The following is a 15,437-nucleotide window of genomic DNA, read 5'->3' on the forward strand; positions in this document are numbered from 1 at the left end:
CCCCCTCACGGAACTCGGCGTCGTAGATGCGCTTCCTGGATGCCATGACCCCCAACTATCCCTCCGGTCACGGTCTCCACAGTAGGAGGGGAGATGCACGCACCTGCTGCCGTCCAGCGAGAGCCGGACCCGCAAGGCGATAGACGACGCCTTCACCGGCGCGGAGCCGTTGGAAACCGGAGAGCCCCAGGGCACATCACCACCTCCAGAAAAACCAATGTGCCCTCAATGTGCCCCGGCCGCCTGACGGCCCCTCCCCGGCACGCAAAAGGGCGAGGCCCGAAGACCCCGCCCGACCCTCACGAAACCCCAGCTCAGGGCCACACCAAGCAGTACGCCTGATGCCCCGCCTCGTGCAGCCGGTGCGAGAAGTCCTGCCACTCGTGGAGCAGCTGGTACACGTTGAACGCGTCCCGCGGGCCGCCGCGGTCCGGGACCGTCGACCAGATGAAGGCCGCCGCGCCGACCGCCTCCTCGCCTATGCCGCGCAGGGGGTCGACGACCGTCATGGGGAGTTTCACGACCGCGTAGTCGGGGTGCAGGACGACCAGTTCCAGGGGCGGGACCTTGTGCAGGGGGACGCCCTCGATGCCCGTGAGGACCATCGCGGCCATGGTCTCCGGCTTGATCTTGGTGAACATGCCGCCCATGCCGAGCTCGTCGCCGCCGAGCTCCTCGGGGCGCATCGATATCGGGACGCGGGCCGCGGTGGCGCCGTCCGGCGCACCGAAATACTTGTACGTCACCCCCACCCGACCACCATTCCTGCTCCCCGCCCCCCTCAGGGGGTCGATCCGCTCCGGCTCGCCGCGCGTGCGGCGTGTCTCGTCCGTGTCCTCCGCCTCGCGCCGCCGGTGCCTTCCCCGCCGGGCGCGCCGAGGACCCAGGTCATCAGTCCCCTCGCCCAGTCCGCCACCGCGATGCATATCTCCACCCGACTGCTTTTCTAGGACGCGTGGCCCCCGCCGCGCAACCCGATCATCGTGTCAGTGACCTCCCCCACGGCCGCCCGCCGAAACGTGCGGTGAAGCATCTGCCCGCGGGGTGTCCGCAGCCTCCGGCCGGCCCCGGCCGTGTGAGCTGTGTGTATCAGACGTCAGTTTCGCAGATCACGGCCGAACGGGGGCCGGATGCCGCAGTCCGCCCCTGGCCTACCCTGGACACGTCATACGCACCCGGAGCCGGGAAACCCCCGGAATGTCGGAGAAGGTCGGAGAAGTCGCAGGTCATGAGCGAACTGCCATATTCATACGAAGCCCGAGCCTCGCAGGCGCTGTTCGACCGTGCCGCGGCCGTCACGCCTGGCGGCGTGAACTCGCCGGTGCGCGCCTTCCGCGCCGTCGGCGGCACGCCCCGGTTCATGGTGTCGGGCACCGGCCCGTACCTGACCGACGCCGACGGACGCGAGTACGTCGACCTGGTCTGCTCCTGGGGGCCGATGATCCTCGGACACGCGCACCCCGAGGTGATCGCCGCCGTGCAGGAGGCCGTCGCGCGCGGCACGTCCTTCGGCACGCCCGGTGAGGGCGAGGTCGCGCTCGCCGAGGAGATGACCGCCCGGATCGAGCCGCTGGAGCAGGTGCGGCTCGTCTCCAGCGGCACCGAGGCCACCATGTCGGCGATCCGCCTCGCGCGCGGCTTCACGCAGCGCACCAAGGTGGTCAAGTTCGCCGGCTGCTACCACGGGCACGTCGACTCGCTGCTCGCCTCCGCCGGCTCCGGGGTGGCCACGTTCGCGCTGCCCGACACGCCCGGTGTGACCGGCGCCCAGGCCGGCGACACCATCGTGCTGCCGTACAACAACCTCGACGCCGTGCACGCCGCGTTCGCCGCGCACCCCGGTGAGATCGCCTGCGTGATCACCGAGGCGTCGCCGGGCAACATGGGCGTCGTACCGCCGCTGCCAGGGTTCAACCAGGGGCTGAAGGACGCGTGCGCCGCGAACGGCGCGCTGTACATCTCCGACGAGGTCATGACGGGGTTCCGGACCAGCCGCGCCGGATGGTACGGCGTCGACGGCGTCCGCCCCGACCTGATGACCTTCGGCAAGGTGATGGGCGGCGGCTTCCCGGCCGCGGCCTTCGGCGGGCGCGCCGACGTCATGGCGCACCTCGCCCCCGCCGGGCCCGTCTACCAGGCCGGCACCCTCTCCGGTAACCCCGTCGCCACCGCCGCCGGGCTCGCCCAGCTGCGGCTGCTCGACGACGCCGCGTACGAGAAGGTGAACGCCGTCTCGGCGCAGATCCAGTCGCTCGTGACCGAGGCGCTGACCAAGGAGGGTGTCGCGCACACGCTGCAGAACGCCTCCAACATGTTCTCGGTCTTCTTCACCGACCGCCCGGTGCGGAACTACGAGGAGGCGAAGACGCAGGAGTCGTTCCGCTTCACCGCGTTCTTCCACTCCCTCCTCGCGAACGGCGTCTACCTCCCGCCGTCGTCCTTCGAGTCCTGGTTCGTGTCCACCGCGCACGACGAGCGGGCCGTCCAGCGGATCGCCGACGCCCTTCCGGCGGCGGCCCGAGCGGCAGCGGAGGCGACCGCGTGAGCACCGTGAAGAAGGACGACGACGTCACCGTCGTCCACCTCATGCGGCACGGCGAGGTCGAGAACCCGGACGGTGTCCTCTACGGCCGTCTCGCCGGCTACCACCTCTCCGAGCTGGGCCGGCGCATGGCCGACCGGGTCGGCGAGCACCTCGCCTCCCGCGACATCACGTATGTCGTCGCCTCCCCGCTGGAGCGGGCACAGGAGACGGCCGAGCCCATCGCCAAGGCGCACGGCCTGGACATCGCCTCCGACGAGCGGCTGATCGAGGCGGAGAACGTCTTCCAGGGCAAGACCTTCGGCATCGGCGACGGCGCGCTGCGCCGCCCGGCGAACTGGAAGCACGTCGTCAACCCGTTCAAGCCGTCCTGGGGCGAGCCGTACGTCGACCAGGTCATCCGCATGATGGGCGCGCTGAACTCGGCCAAGGACGCGGCGCGGGGACACGAGGCGGTGCTGGTCAGCCACCAGCTGCCGATCTGGATCGTGCGGTCGTACGTGGAGAAGCGGCGGCTGTGGCACGACCCGCGCAAGCGGCAGTGCACGCTCGCCTCGCTCACCACCTTCACCTACCAGGGCGACAGGATCGTCTCCGTCGGCTACAGCGAGCCGGCCCGCGATCTCGTCCCCGCGCATCTGCTCGCGGGCGCCAAGCCGGTGAAGGGGAAGGGCAAGGCGTTCGGGGCGTGACGCCCGCCGCCCGGGGCCGGGCTCGCGCCCGCCCCGGACCGGGGTTGCGCCCGCCCCCCGGGCCGGGGTTGCACCCGTCCGGGTCCGGCGTCACGCCAGTCCGGGTCCGGCGCGATGCCCGCCGTGCAAGACCGGGGTTGCACCCGTCCGGGACCGGGGTTGCACCCGTCCGGGACCGTGACGCGGTGCCCGGCGGGGGCCATGCTTTCGAAAACCGTTGCGAAACCCTCGCATCCGTTCGGGAACCCTCGTCTCCGTCGCGTCCTCTGAGTGAGTGACCACCAGAGGACGTGACGAACGGGGTTGCCATGCGCAGTCTCACCCGTAGGGGAATGCTCGGACTCGGGGCGGGGGCCGCTGCCGCCGCCTCGCTGGCCGGGTGCGGCGGCCACAAGGACGCGGACGGCCCCGGCGGGTCCCGTCCCGGCGGTGACCGGGCCGGCGCGCAGGAGCCGGAACCGGACCCGAAGCCGACGAGGACGGCCCGCCCGATCGGCGACGGCTCGACCTCCTTCACCGGCGAGCAGCCCCACCAGCCCGAGGCGCCGGTGCCGCTGGAGCCGGGCCAGACCCCGCCGCAGTTCGTCGTCTTCTCCTGGGACGGAGCCGGCGAGGTCGGCAACGGCCTCTTCCCGCGCTTCCTGGACCTCGCCAAGGAGCACGGCGCGTCCATGACCTTCTTCCTCTCGGGCCTCTACCTGCTCCCCGAGTCGAAGAAGCGCCTCTACGACCCCCCGAACAACCCGCGCGGCGCCTCCGACATCGGCTACCTCACCGACGCCCACATCAAGGACACGCTGAAGAACGTCCGCCGTGCCTGGCTCGAAGGGCACGAGATCGGCACCCACTTCAACGGCCACTTCTGCGGCGGCTCCGGCAGCGTCGGCAACTGGACCCCCCAGCAGTGGCGCAGCGAGATCGAGCAGGCCAAGTCCTTCGTCAAGGAGTGGCGGACCAACTCCGGCTGGACCGACCTGGAGCCGCTCCCCTTCGACTACGACAAGGAGCTCGTCGGCGCCCGGACGCCCTGTCTGCTCGGCCAGGACAAGCTGCTGCCCACCGCCCGCGAGCTCGGCTGGCGCTACGACTCCTCCTCGCCCGGCGGCCGCCAGGTCTGGCCGTCGAAGAAGCAGGGCATATGGGACCTCCCCCTGCAGCAGATCCCGTTCCCCGGCCACTCCTTCGAGGTCCTGTCGATGGACTACAACATCCTCGCCAACCAGTCGGTCAACTCGACCAACGCGCCCGCCCACAACCACCCCGGCTGGCGCCGGCAGGCGGCCCAGGCGTACATATCCGGCTTCCAGCGGGCCTACGAGACGAACCGCGCGCCGTTCTTCATCGGCAACCACTTCGAGCAGTGGAACGGCGGCATCTACATGGACGCCGTGGAGGAGGCCCTCAAGCACATCGCGCGGGAGAAGGAGAAGGGCGGCGACGTGAGGCTCGTCTCCTTCCGGCAGTTCACCGACTGGCTGGACGCGCAGAGGCCCGAGGTCCTGGAGCGGTTCCGCACCCTGGACGTCGGCCAGGAACCGGCCGGTGGCTGGAAGGCGTTCGCGAAGGACACCGGCGGGGCGAGCGGAACAGGTGCCGGCAACGGCGCCTGAAATGCGGGTTTCCACCCGCACGGGGGGTGCGCAAGATCCCCGGAACGGGCATGCGAAACTTTTCACATGAGTGCCGCCAGCCGCGCCCCCCAGCGCTCGAACCGAGCCGTTCACAGCCCGGACCGTGCCCTCCGTGCCCCGCGCGCCCGCCGCCGCGCCACCCTGGCCGCCGGCGCTGCCGCGGCCGCGCTGCTCGTCTCCGCCTGCGGCTCCGGCGGAACGTCCGGCGGGGGCGGCAACACCAACTTCGTCACCGGCAGCGACGGCATCTCCACCGTCCCCCGGGGCGAGCGGGCCGCCGCGCCCGACCTGTCCGGGAAGACCCTCGAGGGCGAGCAGCTCGACGTCGCCGACTACAAGGGCAAGGTCGTCGTCCTCAACGTCTGGGGCTCCTGGTGCAACCCCTGCCGCGCGGAGGCCAAGTACTTCGCCAAGGTGGCCGAGGAGTACGCCGACCAGGACGTGCAGTTCGTCGGCATCAACACCCGCGACGGCAGCACCACGGCCGCCCTCGCCTTCGAGAAGGACTTCGGCATCCCCTACCCGAGCCTGTACGACCCCACGGGCAAGCTGATGCTCCGCTTCGAGAAGGGCACCCTCAACCCGCAGGCCGTCCCCTCCACCCTGGTCCTGGACCGGGACGGGAAGATCGCGGCCCGCGCGCTGGCCCAGCTCGACGACGAGCGGCTGCTGAAGATGCTCAAGCCGGTCGTCGCGGAGAAGTGACGTGACGGCTCTGCACACGCTGGCCGCCGAAGCCGGCCACCACGGCACGGTGCTCACCCTGGCCGCCGGCGCGGGCTACAACGGCACGGTGCTCAACGGCGCCCTGCTGGTCTCCCTGCCCATCGCGCTGCTCGGCGGGCTCGTCTCCTTCTTCTCGCCCTGCGTCCTGCCGCTGGTCCCCGGCTACCTCTCCTACGTCACCGGCGTCTCCGGCACCGACCTCGCCGAGGCCCGGCGCGGCCGCATGGTCATCGGCGCCTCCCTCTTCGTGCTCGGCTTCACCGCCGTGTTCGTCTCCGGCGGCGCCTTCTTCGGCTACTTCGGGCAGACCCTCCAGGAACAGTCGGACGTCCTGTCCAAGGTGCTCGGCGTCCTCATGGTCCTCATGGGCGTCTTCTTCATGGGCCTGATGCCCTGGCTCACCCAGCGCGAGTTCCGCTTCCACAAGCGGCCGGCCGCCGGACTGGTCGGCGCCCCCGTCCTCGGCGCCCTCTTCGGCATCGGCTGGACCCCCTGCATCGGCCCCACCCTCGCCTCCGTCCTCACCCTCTCCGCACAGCAGGAGAGCGCCGGACGCGGCGCCCTGCTGACCGTCGCGTACTGTCTGGGGCTGGGCGTGCCCTTCGTGCTCGCCGCCGTGGCCTTCCGCAAGGCGCTCGGAGCCTTCGGCTGGGTCAAGCGGCACTACGTCTGGGTCCTGCGCGTCGGCGGCACGATGATGATCGCGACCGGTGTGCTGCTGCTGACCGGCGCGTGGGACAGCCTCGTGGCGGAGATGCAGACCTGGTCCAACGGCTTCACTGTGGGGATCTGACCCGATGAGCAAGACGACAACCGACGACTCCCACCGGGCCGCCGACGACACCTCCAAGGCCGCCGACGACCAGGACCTCGGCGCCGCCGGCTCCCAGCTGTCCACCGCGCCCACGGAGGACGCGCCGAACCTGCCCTCCCTCGGCGTCATCGGCTGGGCCCGCTGGTTCTGGCGGCAGCTCACCTCCATGCGGGTCGCGCTGCTGCTCCTGCTGCTGCTGTCGCTGGGCGCGATCCCCGGCTCGCTCATCCCGCAGACCGGCATCGACGAGACGGCGGTCGCCGACTTCCGCGAGCGCCACGACGTCCTCGCGCCCCTCTACGACAAGCTCGGGCTCTTCCACGTCTACAGCTCGGTGTGGTTCTCCGCGATCTACATCCTGCTGTTCGTCTCCCTCATCGGCTGCATCGTGCCCCGCACCTGGCAGTTCGTGGGCCAGCTGCGCGGCCGCCCGCCGGGCGCGCCCCGCCGGCTGACCCGGCTGCCCGCCCACACCACCTGGCGCACCGAGGCCGAACCCGAGGCCGTCCGCGAGGCCGCGCTCGCCCTGCTGAAGAAGCGCCGCTTCCGCGCCCACCTCGCCGGTGACGCCGTCGCCGCCGAGAAGGGCTATCTGCGCGAGGTCGGCAACCTGCTCTTCCACATCGCGCTGATCGTGATGCTGATCGCCTTCGGCTGGGGCCAGCTCTTCAAGTCCGAGGGCAACAAGCTGATCGTCGAGGGGGACGGCTTCGCCAACACGCTCACCCAGTACGACGACTTCAAGTCCGGCAGCCTCTTCACCAACGACGACCTGGAGCCGTTCAGCTTCGACGTCAAGGAGTTCACCGGCACCTACGAGCGCACCGGCCCCAACAAGGGCACCCCGCGCACGTACCAGTCGGAGCTCACCTACACCGAGGGAGCGGACGGCAAGGAGAAGACGGCCCTCGTCAAGGTGAACAAGCCCCTGGAGATCGGCGACGCCAAGGTCTACCTCGTCAGCCACGGCTACGCGCCCGTCATCACCGTCCGCGACGGCAAGGGCAAGATCGTCTACCGGGACGCGGTGCCGCTGCTGCCGCTCGATGCCAACGTCACCTCCTCCGGCGTGGTCAAGGTCCTCGACGGCTACCGCAACCCCGGGGGCGAGAAGGAGCAGCTCGGCTTCAACGCCTTCTTCGTGCCCACCTTCGGCGGCTCCGCCGCCGGCACGATGCTCTCCCAGTTCCCCGCGCTGGACTATCCGGTGCTCGCGCTCTCCGCCTACCACGGTGACCTGAAGGCCGACTCCGGCATTCCGCAGAGCGTGTACCAGATGGACAAGACGAAGATGAAGGAGTTCAAGGACGCCGAGGGCGAGCTGTTCAAGAAGCTGCTCACGCCCGGCGAGACCATGACGCTCCCGGACGGCGCCGGCTCGGTCACCTTCGAGAAGGACGTCAGGGAATGGGCCGGCTTCCAGATCGTCCAGGAGCCGGGCGGCGGCTGGGCGCTCGGCGGCGCGGTCGCCGCGATCGCCGGTCTCGCCGGCTCCCTGTTCATCCAGCGCCGCCGTGTGTGGGTGCGCGCGGTACGCGGCGAGGACGGCGTGACCGTCGTCGAGATGGCCGGCCTCGGCCGCAGCGAGTCCGCGAAGGTGCCCGAGGAACTCGGCGACCTCGCCGGAATCCTCTACGACCGGGCACCGGCCGCACCCGACCCCTCCCCGGACCCGACCGACTCCACCGACACCGCCACCGATCCCGAAGCCGTACCTGCCGAAGGGGCTGAGAAATGACTCTCGCCGCCGCAACAGATCTGGCCGCCGCGGCCAACGAGAACCTCGCGGAGATCAGCAACGTGCTGGTCTACTCCGCGATGGCGGTCTACACCCTCGCCTTCTTCGCGTACATCGCGGAGTGGACCTTCGGCAGCCGCAGCAAGGTCGCCCGTACCGCCGCCGCCCTCAGCCCGAAGGCGGGGGCCGAGGCGAGGAAGGCGCCGGCCGTCACGGTGCAGCAGGCCGGCGGCACCGCCGTACTGGAGCGGCCGAAGGTCGTCGTGCGTGCCGCCACCGGCTCCCGCGACGTGCCCGACGGACCCGGGGCGCACGGCGGCGACGAGAAGGGCGACCTCTACGGACGGATCGCCGTCTCCCTCACCGTGCTCGCGTTCTGCCTCTCCTTCGGCGGTGTGCTCACCCGCGCGCTGTCCGTGGAGCGGGCGCCGTGGGGCAACATGTACGAGTTCAACATCACCTTCTCCACCACCGCGGTCGGCGTGTACCTCCTGCTGCTGGCGCTGAAGAAGGACATCCGCTGGCTCGGCCTGTTCCTCACCACCACGGTCCTCCTCGACCTCGGTCTGGCCGTCACCGTCCTCTACACCGAGAGCGACCAGCTCGTCCCCGCCCTGCACTCGTACTGGCTGTACATCCACGTCTCCACGGCGATCCTGTGCGGCGCGGTCTTCTATGTCGGCGCGGTCGGTGTGATCCTCTACCTGTTCAAGGACGCGTACGAGAACAAGCTCGCCGGCGGCGGCAAGCCCGGCAGCTTCGCCACCTCCGTCCTGGAGCGGCTGCCCGCCGCCGCGTCCCTCGACAAGTTCTCCTACCGGGTCAACGCGGCCGTCTTCCCGCTGTGGACGTTCACGATCATCGCGGGCGCCATCTGGGCCGGCGACGCCTGGGGCCGCTACTGGGGCTGGGACCCCAAGGAGGTCTGGTCCTTCATCACCTGGGTCGCCTACGCCTGCTACCTGCACGCTCGCGCGACGGCCGGCTGGAAGGGCCGCAAGGCCGCCTACCTGGCCCTGCTCGCCTTCGGCTGCTGGTTGTTCAACTACTACGGCGTGAACATCTTCGTCTCCGGCAAGCACTCGTACGCCGACGTCGGCCTGAGCGCGCTGGGGTCCGTCGGGTTCTGACCCCGGACACCACGAAGGCCGGTTGCCGTGACCCGGGTCATGGCAACCGGCCTTCGCCGTTCAGCTCCCGATGTCCTCGCTCCCCACCTGTGGATGACGGACGATGAACTCCCGCGTCGTCGCGGCGTACTCCGGGTCGTCCAGCGGCACGATCCCCACGCCGTACCCGGCCGGCCGGAACGTGGCAGCGCTCCTCGCACGCGGCGTCCGATTCACTCACGTGGGTGAACATCACCGGTTTGCCCGCTTTCAGGGTCCCGCTCTCCTTACGTTTGGCGCACATGCCGACGACATATGTCACTCCTCTTCAGGGGCTGACATGAAGGAGACCCATGGTCAAGCCGCCCCATGAGGCGATGCACCGCATCTTCCAGCACGATCCCGGACTCTTCAGTCGCGTCTCACGCTTCCTCGGAGTCGACATCCCGAGGCCCGTCAAGGCCACCCCCCTGCCGACCGACCTCACTGAGACCAGCCCCGTCGAACGCCGGGTCGACACGGTCCTGCGGTTCGAGACCGCGGAGCAGGGCGACTTCCTCCTCGCGATCGAGGCCCAGGGCGGCAAGAACCCGGACAAGCCGGCGAGCTGGGCGTACTACACCAGTTACCTGTGGACGAAGTACCGGCTGCCCACCGCGCTCCTCGTCGTCTGCCAGGACCACGCCACGGCCCAATGGGCCCAGCGGGCGGTCAGCAGCGGACCGCCCCAACTGCCCACCCTCACCCTGCGCCCCGTGGTCGCCGGTCCGCACAACATGCCCGTGATCACCGACCCCGAGGAGGCCCGCGCCGACCTCGTCCTGACCAGCCTCGCGGCCATCACGCACGCCGCCGAACCCGCCGTCAATGCGATACTGAAGGCCCTCTCCACCGCATTGCGGGACGTGCCCGAAGACATCGCGGACCCCATCGTCGAATTCACCGCACAGGGCCTGGGCAAGCACCCGGCCAAGCACCTCTGGAGGAACCTGGTGGCCGTGGACCTCTCCTTCTACAAGTCCTACCTCGTCGAAGAGATCCGGGAAGAAGCCCGCGCCGAAGCCCGCGCCGAAGCCCTCGTCAAGAGCCGTGCCGAGGACGTCCTGCTCATCCTGGAGCAGCGCGGCCTCGACATCTCCGACGACGTCCGCAGTCGCGTCACGGACTGCGGCGACCCCGACCTCCTCCGCCGCTGGCTCACCCGCGCCGTCACCGCTCCGAAGGCCGAAGAGATTTTCGAATGACGCCGGCTCCCTGGTCGCCCGGCTCCGCGTAGAGGCGCGGCGTTCAGGGAGAGGGTGATGGTCGAAGTGCCGTACGGGGTAGGGCACTTCGACGAACACGGGTGCGATTGGCTTTATGCTTGGCCCTGCCCCCATGGGCCGAGATCGCACGCCGGGAGGCATTTGTGTCAGCGCTGGAGCCGGACGACCCGCACTCCGTCGGGGCGTACCGCTTGCTGAGCCGGCTGGGCGCGGGCGGGATGGGCCAGGTGTTCCTCGGACGTTCCCCGGGCGGGCGGCTCGTCGCGGTCAAGGTGGTGCACGCCGAGCTGGTGCGCCGGCCCGAGTTCCGGGACCGGTTCCGCCGCGAGGTCGAGGCGGCCCGTAAGGTCAGCGGCGCCTTCACCGCCCCGGTCGTCGACGCCGACCCGGACGCGCCCCTGCCGTGGCTGGTCACCAGCTACATCGCCGGTCCCTCGCTGGAGCAGGCAGTCGTCGAGCGAGGGCCGTTCGAGGCGGGGGCGGTCCTCGCGCTGGCGGCCGGGCTGGCCGAGGCACTGGTGTCGATCCACGCCGTGAACCTCGTCCACCGCGACCTCAAACCCTCCAACGTGCTGCTCGCCGAGGACGGGCCCCGGGTCATCGACTTCGGGATCGTCCGCAGCGTCGAGGCCGACTCGATCACCGGCACCGGCCTCGTGGCCGGCTCGCCCGGATTCATGTCGCCCGAGCAGGTCAACGGCGACACGATCACCCCGGCCAGCGACGTCTTCTGCCTGGGCGCGGTGCTGGCCTTCGCGGCGACCGGCGCCAATCCCTTCGGCGAGGGACCGACCCCCGCGCTGCTCTACCGCGTGGTGCACAACACCCCCGGCATCGGCGCCGTCACCGACCCCGCCCTGCACGCCCTCATCGGCGACTGCCTCGCCAAGGACCCGGCCCGCCGCCCCACCCCGCAGGAGATCCTCGCCCGGGTCGGTGCCCTGGGCAACGAGAACACGATGGCCCTGCGGCACCTCGGCCCCTGGCCGCAGCAGGGCAACGCCGCCGGGGCCCCGACCCCGGCCGGTACGCCCGTCCCGGGTGCCCGTGCCACGGATCCGGGGGCCCCGACGAACGTACTGCCGCGCGACGCCGGGCCCGGCGCCCTCCCGCAGCAGGCGACCATGGTGGCGCCGCACTTCCACGACCAGGCCACCCGGGTGGGTGCCGTCCCGGAGCCCGCCCCCGCCGCGACGGAGCCCACCGGCCGCCGGGCGGGCCGGGAGCGTGGCGGCAGCCGGCGGGCCTTCCTGCTCCTCGGCATCGGCGGGGGCGCGGTCGCCGCGGCCGGCACCGGAGCGGGATTCTGGCTCAACCGGTCGGCCGCCGCCGACCGGGACCGGGCCACGCCCCCCTCCTCGGCCTCCCCCACGTCCTCACCCACCGTCGCCCCGCAGCCCGCCCGGCCCGTCGGGCACTGGCCCCTCGACGAGACCTCGGGCACGGTCGCGCGGGACACCGCGGGCGGCCACGACGGCACCGCGACCGGCGTCACCTGGGTGCCCGGCGGAGGCGGAGCCGTCTTCGACGGGCAGGGCGGCCAGATCATGACCGGAGGACCGGTGGTGGAGACCGGGGAGGGCCAAAGCTTCACGATCGCCGCCTGGGTCCGGCTCTCCGCCGCACCGGGGGGCTGGGCCACCGCCGTCAGCCAGGACGCCCAGGACGCCAGCGGCTTCTACCTCCAGTACGCCGTCGACGAGAACCGCTGGGCCCTCTCCCGCCCCGGCCTGCGCGCCGCCGGCCGCAGCGAGCCCGCCGTGAACGTCTGGACCCACCTCGCCGGCGTCTGCGACGGCCCGGCGCGCACCCTGCGGCTGTACGTCAACGGCGTACAGGAGGCGGAGGCCGAGGACACCAACCCGATGTCCGCCACCGGCCCCTTCATCATCGGCCGGGCGTCGTACGGCGGCCAGGCCGTCGACTTCTTCCCCGGCGCCGTCCGCGACGTACGGGTCTTCGACCGGGCCCTCACCGCCGCCCGGATCAAGAACCTCGTCGGCTGACCCGTCCCGGAGCCCCGCCCGCGATCGTCCGGGGGCCGTGCTGTCCGGCCACCGGATCCGGCGGCCGGGCAGGACGCGGGCCGCTTTGTCGGGGCCGATGTCGCCGAGGGCCGGCTGACGGCGGCCGGCGCGGGACGGTCAGGCGGGCCCGCCCCGCTCGCCGTCCCCCGGCCTGTCGTCCTTGTCCCTCTCCTCGTCCAGCGACTTCAGGAACTCGGGGTTGTCGTCCGGCGCCACCCACTGCCGGCCGCCGCCCCGGCCCCAGGCGGAACCGGCGGCGCCGCCCGCGGGGTGCCGCTTCTTGCCGGCGATCAGCCAGGAGATCGAGCCGACCAGCGGGAACAGCAGCACGAGGATCGCCCACAGCGGCTTGGGCATGTGCCGGATGTCGTCGTCCTTCGTACTGATGCAGTCGATGAACGCGTACACGCTCAGGGCCAGTGGCACCAGGAACATCAGCACCCGCAGCATGGGGCCTCTCCAGCGAAAGCGGTGGGCGGTACAGGGCCAGCGTAACCGCTCGGGGATACTTGACCGCATGGCTTACGACGATCTTCGCTCCCTGCTCAGGGCGCTGGAGCGCGAGGGTGACCTCAAGCGCATCAAGGCCGAGGTCGACCCGTATCTGGAGGTCGGTGAGATCGTCGACCGGGTGCAGAAGGCCGGCGGTCCCGCGCTGCTCTTCGAGAACGTGCGCGGCTCGGACATGCCCCTCGCGATGAACGTGTACGGCACCGACCGCCGCCTGCTGAAGGCGCTCGGCCTGACGTCGTACGCGGAGATCTCCGAGAAGATCGGCGGGCTGCTGAAGCCCGAGCTGCCGCACGGGTTCGTCGGGGTGCGCGAGGCGTTCGGGAAGCTCGGCGCGATGACGCACGTACCGCCGAAGAAGGTGAAGGACGCGCCGGTCCAGGAGGTCGTCCTCACCGGCGACGACGTGGACCTCGACCGGCTCCCCGCGCTGTTCACCTGGCCCAAGGACGGCGGCTCCTTCTTCAACCTGGGCCTCACCCACACCAAGGACCCGGAGACGGGCGTCCGCAACCTCGGCCTGTACCGCCTCCAGCGCCACGACAAGCGCACCATCGGCATGCACTGGCAGATCCACAAGGACAGCCGCAACCACTACCAGGTGGCCGCCCGGCGCGGCGAGCGCCTGCCCGTCGCGATCGCCTTCGGCTGCCCGCCCGCCGTGACGTACGCCTCCACCGCGCCGCTGCCCGGCGACATCGACGAGTACCTGTTCGCCGGTTTCCTGCAGGGCAAGCGGATCGAGATGGTCGACTGCAAGACCGTTCCGCTCCAGGTCCCGGCGCACGCGGAGGTCGTCGTCGAGGGCTGGCTGGAGCCCGGCGAGATGCTGCCCGAGGGGCCGTTCGGTGACCACACCGGGTTCTACACCCCGCAGGAGCCGTTCCCCGCGCTGACGATCGACTGCGTGACGATGCGCAAGCGCCCGCTGCTCCAGTCGATCGTCGTCGGCCGGCCCCCGACCGAGGACGGGCCGCTCGGACGGGCGACGGAACGCTTCTTCCTGCCCCTCCTCAAGATCATCGTTCCGGACATCGTGGACTACCACCTCCCCGAGTCCGGCGGCTTCCACAACTGCGCGATCGTCTCGATCGACAAGAAGTACCCCAAGCACGCGCAGAAGGTCATGCACGCCATCTGGGGCGCCCACATGATGTCGCTGACCAAGCTGATCGTGGTCGTCGACTCCGACTGCGACGTCCACGACCTGCACGAGGTGTCCTGGCGGGCCCTCGGCAACACCGACTACGCCCGTGACCTCACCGTCGTCGAGGGTCCCGTCGACCACCTCGACCACTCCTCGTACCAGCAGTTCTGGGGCGGCAAGGCGGGCATCGACGCGACGAAGAAGTGGCCCGAGGAGGGGTACACGCGCGACGGCGGCTGGCCCGACATGGTCGAGTCCGACCCGGACACCGCCGCCCTCGTCGACCGCCGCTGGAAGGAGTACGGACTGTGACCTCGGCCTCCGCAGCGCTCCCGCAGCAGCCGGGACGCACGAAAGCCTTCCTGCGCCTGGTGATGATCGAGCACTCGGTCTTCGCCCTGCCCTTCGCCTACATCGCCGCCCTCACCGCGATGTACGAGTGGGACGAGAACATCCACTGGGGCCGGCTGCTCCTGGTCACCGTCGCCATGGTCGGCCTGCGCACCTTCGCCATGGCCGCCAACCGGATCATCGACCGCGAGATCGACGCCCGCAACCCGCGCACCGCCCACCGCGAGCTGGTCACCGGCGCGATGTCGGTCCGGCACGCCTGGACGGGCGCGCTCGTCGCCCTCGCCGTCTTCCTCGGCGCGGCGGCCCTGCTCAACCCGCTCTGCCTCGCCCTCGCGCCCGTCGCCGTGATCCCGATGGTGGTGTATCCGTACGGCAAGCGGTTCACCAACTTCCCGCAGGCCATCCTGGGTCTCGCGCAGGCCATGGGCCCGGTCGGCGGCTGGCTGGCGATCACCGGGTCGTGGTCCTGGGACGCCGTCGTCCTCGGCCTCGCGGTCGGCGTCTGGATCGGCGGCTTCGACCTGATCTACGCCTGCCAGGACGTCGACACCGACCGCGAGATCGGTGTGAAGTCGGTTCCGGCCCGCTTCGGCATCCCGGCCGCGATCTGGGGCGCCCGTGCCTGCCACACCGTCACGACGGCCCTCTTCGTCTGGTACGCCCTGCTCACCGACGCCGGCGCGTTCTTCTGGCTCGGCCTGCTGATCGTGGCCGGCGCCTTCGTCTACGAGCACACCATCGTCCGCCCGAACGACCTGACCCGCCTGAACCGGGCGTTCTTCAGCGTCAACGGCTTCATCGGCATCGCGCTGTTCGTGTGCGCGCTGCTGGACCTGCTGGTGCGGGGGCTGACCGTGTGAGAACGCCGGCGCGCGGCCCGGG

Annotated in this window: 13 protein-coding genes; 11 read left to right on the forward strand and 2 right to left on the reverse strand. The window is 70.9% G+C overall.

Features of this window, described 5'->3' with window-relative positions; translation table 11 throughout:
* Positions 1 to 314: 314 nt before the first annotated feature.
* Positions 315 to 752 (reverse strand): hypothetical protein, encoded by a 438-nt coding sequence (locus IH50_RS0112810; protein WP_030860612.1) that lies wholly within the window; start codon positions 750 to 752, stop codon positions 315 to 317.
* A 476-nt stretch (positions 753 to 1,228) separates the two neighbouring features.
* Between IH50_RS0112810 and hemL the strand changes: the two genes are divergently transcribed.
* From hemL to IH50_RS0112865, 9 genes are all read left to right on the forward strand, one after another.
* The gene (hemL, locus tag IH50_RS0112820) at positions 1,229 to 2,545 is read left to right on the forward strand and encodes a glutamate-1-semialdehyde 2,1-aminomutase (RefSeq protein ID WP_030860615.1); all 1,317 of its coding nucleotides are present in this window, start codon (positions 1,229 to 1,231) and stop codon (positions 2,543 to 2,545) included.
* 41 nt (positions 2,546 to 2,586) lie between these two features.
* Positions 2,587 to 3,234, forward strand: a complete 648-nt coding sequence (locus tag IH50_RS0112825; RefSeq protein WP_420709056.1) for a histidine phosphatase family protein — start codon at positions 2,587 to 2,589, stop codon at positions 3,232 to 3,234.
* A 308-nt stretch (positions 3,235 to 3,542) separates the two neighbouring features.
* Positions 3,543 to 4,844, forward strand: a complete 1,302-nt coding sequence (locus tag IH50_RS0112830; protein WP_078913956.1) for a hypothetical protein — start codon at positions 3,543 to 3,545, stop codon at positions 4,842 to 4,844.
* 66 nt (positions 4,845 to 4,910) lie between these two features.
* The gene (locus IH50_RS0112835) at positions 4,911 to 5,570 is read left to right on the forward strand and encodes a TlpA family protein disulfide reductase (RefSeq protein WP_030860621.1); all 660 of its coding nucleotides are present in this window, start codon (positions 4,911 to 4,913) and stop codon (positions 5,568 to 5,570) included.
* Between the two features lie 10 nt (positions 5,571 to 5,580).
* Positions 5,581 to 6,384 carry a cytochrome c biogenesis CcdA family protein gene (locus tag IH50_RS0112840; RefSeq protein WP_420709057.1) on the forward strand — a complete coding sequence of 268 codons (804 nt, stop codon included), beginning with the start codon at positions 5,581 to 5,583 and terminating at the stop codon, positions 6,382 to 6,384.
* A gap of 4 nt (positions 6,385 to 6,388) precedes the next feature.
* The gene (gene resB / locus IH50_RS0112845; RefSeq protein WP_030860625.1) at positions 6,389 to 8,143 is read left to right on the forward strand and encodes a cytochrome c biogenesis protein ResB; all 1,755 of its coding nucleotides are present in this window, start codon (positions 6,389 to 6,391) and stop codon (positions 8,141 to 8,143) included.
* On the forward strand, positions 8,140 to 9,273 hold the full coding sequence (gene ccsB / locus IH50_RS0112850) for a c-type cytochrome biogenesis protein CcsB (protein ID WP_030860627.1): 1,134 nt from the start codon (positions 8,140 to 8,142) through the stop codon (positions 9,271 to 9,273). Before resB ends, ccsB begins: the two co-directional genes overlap by 4 nt.
* Positions 9,274 to 9,605: 332 nt before the next feature.
* Positions 9,606 to 10,496 carry a hypothetical protein gene (locus IH50_RS0112860; RefSeq protein ID WP_030860629.1) on the forward strand — a complete coding sequence of 297 codons (891 nt, stop codon included), beginning with the start codon at positions 9,606 to 9,608 and terminating at the stop codon, positions 10,494 to 10,496.
* Between the two features lie 164 nt (positions 10,497 to 10,660).
* Positions 10,661 to 12,523, forward strand: a complete 1,863-nt coding sequence (locus IH50_RS0112865; protein ID WP_030860632.1) for a protein kinase domain-containing protein — start codon at positions 10,661 to 10,663, stop codon at positions 12,521 to 12,523.
* 138 nt (positions 12,524 to 12,661) lie between these two features.
* On the opposite strand, the gene IH50_RS0112870 is transcribed toward IH50_RS0112865, so the two are convergent.
* On the reverse strand, positions 12,662 to 12,994 hold the full coding sequence (locus IH50_RS0112870) for a PLD nuclease N-terminal domain-containing protein (protein ID WP_030860634.1): 333 nt from the start codon (positions 12,992 to 12,994) through the stop codon (positions 12,662 to 12,664).
* A gap of 67 nt (positions 12,995 to 13,061) precedes the next feature.
* Between IH50_RS0112870 and IH50_RS0112875 the strand changes: the two genes are divergently transcribed.
* Both IH50_RS0112875 and mqnP read left to right on the forward strand, forming a co-directional pair.
* Positions 13,062 to 14,513 (forward strand): menaquinone biosynthesis decarboxylase, encoded by a 1,452-nt coding sequence (locus IH50_RS0112875; protein ID WP_030860635.1) that lies wholly within the window; start codon positions 13,062 to 13,064, stop codon positions 14,511 to 14,513.
* Positions 14,510 to 15,415 carry a menaquinone biosynthesis prenyltransferase MqnP gene (mqnP, locus tag IH50_RS0112880; RefSeq protein WP_030860637.1) on the forward strand — a complete coding sequence of 302 codons (906 nt, stop codon included), beginning with the start codon at positions 14,510 to 14,512 and terminating at the stop codon, positions 15,413 to 15,415. Before IH50_RS0112875 ends, mqnP begins: the two co-directional genes overlap by 4 nt.
* Positions 15,416 to 15,437 lie beyond the last annotated feature (22 nt).

Source organism: Streptomyces sp. NRRL S-37, from assembly GCF_000721605.1.
Classification (GTDB): Bacteria; Actinomycetota; Actinomycetes; order Streptomycetales; family Streptomycetaceae; genus Streptomyces.

What these genes read in the sequence shown, in the direction of transcription:
- hemL (WP_030860615.1), top strand. Translation starts at nt 1,229, where the DNA reads ATGAGCGAACTGCCATATTCATACGAAGCCCGAGCCTCGCAGGCGCTG.
- IH50_RS0112825 (WP_420709056.1), top strand. Translation starts at nt 2,587, where the DNA reads ATGCGGCACGGCGAGGTCGAGAACCCGGACGGTGTCCTCTACGGCCGT.
- IH50_RS0112830 (WP_078913956.1), top strand. Translation starts at nt 3,543, where the DNA reads ATGCGCAGTCTCACCCGTAGGGGAATGCTCGGACTCGGGGCGGGGGCC.
- IH50_RS0112835 (WP_030860621.1), top strand. Translation starts at nt 4,911, where the DNA reads ATGAGTGCCGCCAGCCGCGCCCCCCAGCGCTCGAACCGAGCCGTTCAC.
- resB (WP_030860625.1), top strand. Translation starts at nt 6,389, where the DNA reads ATGAGCAAGACGACAACCGACGACTCCCACCGGGCCGCCGACGACACC.
- ccsB (WP_030860627.1), top strand. Translation starts at nt 8,140, where the DNA reads ATGACTCTCGCCGCCGCAACAGATCTGGCCGCCGCGGCCAACGAGAAC.
- IH50_RS0112860 (WP_030860629.1), top strand. Translation starts at nt 9,606, where the DNA reads ATGGTCAAGCCGCCCCATGAGGCGATGCACCGCATCTTCCAGCACGAT.
- IH50_RS0112870 (WP_030860634.1), bottom strand. Translation starts at nt 12,994, where the DNA reads ATGCTGCGGGTGCTGATGTTCCTGGTGCCACTGGCCCTGAGCGTGTAC.
- IH50_RS0112875 (WP_030860635.1), top strand. Translation starts at nt 13,062, where the DNA reads ATGGCTTACGACGATCTTCGCTCCCTGCTCAGGGCGCTGGAGCGCGAG.